A 3,097-nucleotide genomic window follows, 5' to 3' on the forward strand; every position below is an offset into this window, starting at 1 on the left:
AGACGATGTACTGCGCGATGATGTTCAGACATCCTCCCGCGGGCGCGTTCACATTGGCCTCCACATTGCCGCCCATCGATAGCTCGCCATTCGGCAGGTAGATCACCCCATTGAGGATGCTGGTGGTACCAACCGTGGTGAAGCTGTTGGCTTTCTTGCACTTCGAACTGCCTACCAGCAGAAATCCTGGTATAGCGCCGCCTACCGCTGTTTTGCGGGTCGCTGCAGTCATGTTGAACGCCGAGCCGCCCGTCGCACTCAGACTGCCACAAAAGACGATCGTCACACCCTGCCCGGCGAGCGAGATCGTCCCCGACTGTGCACTGGTGCTGACGTCGCCTTGGACATAATAGATGCCGGGCGAGAAGGTCGTGTTGCCCTGCAGTTGCATGTACGAATAGATCCCCGGTTGCGCGACTACGGTTTCGCCGGGCTTTACGAGCAGCTCCTTGACCCCTTTCATCGTCACATATGTAGCAAGGTTGGTTAGCGCCTGCTGGACCTGCGGATGGTCGGCATAGGGATCCGCGTGAAGGGGCAGGAAGGGATGGCGGTCTCCCACGATGGTGCCAGCGCCTTCGATTTCCTTCGATGCGAAATGCGCAAGGCCCGATAGGTAGCCGCCACTGCTGACGACGATCTTTCCGTTGGAGCGGGTGGCGCACTGGTCGAGCACGACCCTTGGATTGCCGCTCTTGAGCTCTACGGGTCTGCCCGAGCTGTTGATGTCCCCGATGCCGAAGATGCAGATGGGTGGGTTCAGATGCGCCTCTGCCACTGCCATTGCATTGATGGTCACGTTCGGTCCGACGGCGTTGAGCAGGCCGGTGACGGAGAACTGCCGCGTCATCGTCATGTGAACGGCCGTGTTCACAGGGTTGTTCACCCCTGTGGTAAGCCGGATGGTCAGTTCACCAATTGTCATCCGGCGGTTGACGGCGTCCCAGCTTCGGCTGGCGCCACCCACGGCTCCGTTGAGTTCAGCGAGATCAGCTGCGGTATCCGCGGCACGCCGTGCGTCATTGGTTGCGGCGTAGCGTTGTGCTCCGGCGCGGGCTGCGAAATCCACCGTCCGCTGTAGCTGTGCCTTGCGGAGCGCCCAGAAGCTGACGTCGATGGCGAGTGCAGCCACTGCGAAGAATGCAGGCAGCATCAGTGCTGTCGCAACGGCAACCACTTCCTTCCTGTTGGAGAGAACGGGCCGGTACTGCCGGGTGGCGATATGCAGCAGTCGGAGCACGCTCATGATCTCCTATCCGTGGCCGCCGAGGTATCCTGCTTATGGAAGGACACAAGCCGTCGTCACGGAAGCCTGACACTGCCGCCAGACAGCAGGTGGTGGACCTTCCGCTGCTGGACCGCGAGGTCGTGATGTCTCGCACCGTGCGTCACTGATGCCGAAGGACATGGTCAGAACAGGCCGCGGATCACAGATCGGATGTACGGTCTTGCGTCAGTGCGCTTTGTGGTACTTGGAAGAGCATGCCAAGCGATATACCTGAAGCGCTCCCTCCTCGCTGGCTACGGCGAGGTGTGGCGATGTCCATGAGGCCGGTAGCCGGTCGAATCTTCCCGCGACGGTCCCGAGCCGCGGATATCCTGTCGTGTCTGGACGATCCGGTGAGCCATGTTGTGCCGTCTGTGCGTCTTCATCGGGACGACAGGCGGCTGGGAAGATGGCTGCTGCAGCAGGTCGAGAGCGCGGCTCCGTTGCACACGGCAGCCACTCTGTTCCAGCGCGAGTCCGACCTCACCGTCACCGCTGCCGCGATTAGCATCGAGCCTGCGCTTTGTCCGGCTCTCGATGAGCTTGCATCGGAGCTACAGGGATGGCCTTTCATCTGGTGGCTTGAGGGTGCCCTGGCGCCAGCGCCTCATCTCGGCATCTATCTGGAGGGTCCTCCGGAGCTGCAGAACACGGTCGCTGAGCGGATCTCAGTCTATGAGGCGCGCAGATCGAGCAGCGAGGCGTCCTCAGCCTGGTCGAGGTTCAGATCGTCACGTCCGATCGATTGGATCAAGTGAGGTCACGCCAACAAGCAGCCGCCTGTCCCGATTTCGTGATGCCCCTGGTGCAGGGTGCCGCGCGGGGTATGTCGCCATCCGTCCGAACGGAAGTCCTTTCACACGGCTCTGACGATGGAGGTGCGGGTGAGATCCCTGATTGTCTTGGTGATGCTGGCCCTCACAGCATGTGGGGGGGGCGGTCAGCAATCTCTCCGGTCCGGCATGCGGCCCAGTCTCAACCTGGCGGATGCGGCGCTGTCCGGCGGTACGCCGGCAATCGCGCTGCAAGTCACTACGGAGCTTCTCGGCAGAGAGCCAAACAGCGTCGAAGCGCTCTTGCGGCATGGAGCCGCGCTTCATGCGCTGGGAAGGACCACCGAAGCGCAGGCGAGCTACACCCGCGCAATCTCACTCGATCCTACTTCTGTCGGCGCGGCGCTGGGCCTGGGGCGATTGCAGATCGCGTCCAATCCGGTCGAGGCCGAGCGGTTGTTCCTGCAGGCGCTGAACCGTGACCCCAGGAACCCGGCCGCCCTGAACAACCTTGGCATTGCAAGGGATCTCCAGGGCAGGCACAGGGATGCGCAGTCCGCCTATGCTCAGGCGATTACCGAAGCACCAGGCGTGAGTGCTGCGCAGGTGAATATGGGCCTTTCGCTTGCGCTGAGTGGGGACCCGAGGCGAGCGGTTGAAATGCTTCGCTCCGTGGCGTCGCAAGCTGCGGCACCCCGTCCTGCTCGACACAACCTGGCTGCGGCGATGGCGATGAGCGGCGACACGGCTGGCGCGGAGAGCATCTTCAGATCAGACCTGAGCGAGGAGGATGCGAGGCGCGTTCTGGACGCCCTTAGGATGCTTGGCGAAGCGCCGGTGGCAACGGCGCAGCAGACTGCCTCCGCCCAGCCTCACGGGTCCTAGAAGCGGGCTTCCGCCGCGCCGGCGAGGCAGCGCAACTCATTCCTGAAGCGCCTCCTCCAAGCGGTAGTGAACCGCCCCGGGTTTGCCGGAGGCAGGGGAGTTTGAGTCAGGCTGCCAGCGCAACCTCCTGCTGGCTGGCATAGTAGCGCGCCTCAGCTTCGGCGGGTGGGAT

At 62.8% G+C, this 3,097-nt stretch carries 2 protein-coding genes; one reads left to right on the forward strand and one right to left on the reverse strand.

Annotation, left to right across the window (positions count from 1 at the left end):
- Positions 1-1,246, reverse strand: a 1,246-nt coding sequence (locus H7965_RS29260; protein WP_186774013.1) for a Tad domain-containing protein, incomplete at its 3' end; no start/stop codon positions are given.
- 983 nt (positions 1,247-2,229) lie between these two features.
- Here H7965_RS29260 and H7965_RS29265 point away from each other — a divergent pair.
- Positions 2,230-2,925, forward strand: coding sequence for a tetratricopeptide repeat protein (locus tag H7965_RS29265; protein WP_186774014.1), 696 nt, complete (start codon positions 2,230-2,232; stop codon positions 2,923-2,925).
- The last annotated feature ends 172 nt before the right edge of the window (positions 2,926-3,097 follow it).

Origin of the sequence: Siccirubricoccus deserti (genome assembly GCF_014283215.1) — a bacterium.
GTDB lineage: Bacteria > Pseudomonadota > Alphaproteobacteria > Acetobacterales > Acetobacteraceae > Siccirubricoccus > Siccirubricoccus deserti.

Excerpts from the sequence above, each read along its gene's own strand:
- H7965_RS29265 (WP_186774014.1), top strand. The coding sequence starts at position 2,230 with ATGCGGCCCAGTCTCAACCTGGCGGATGCGGCGCTGTCCGGCGGTACG.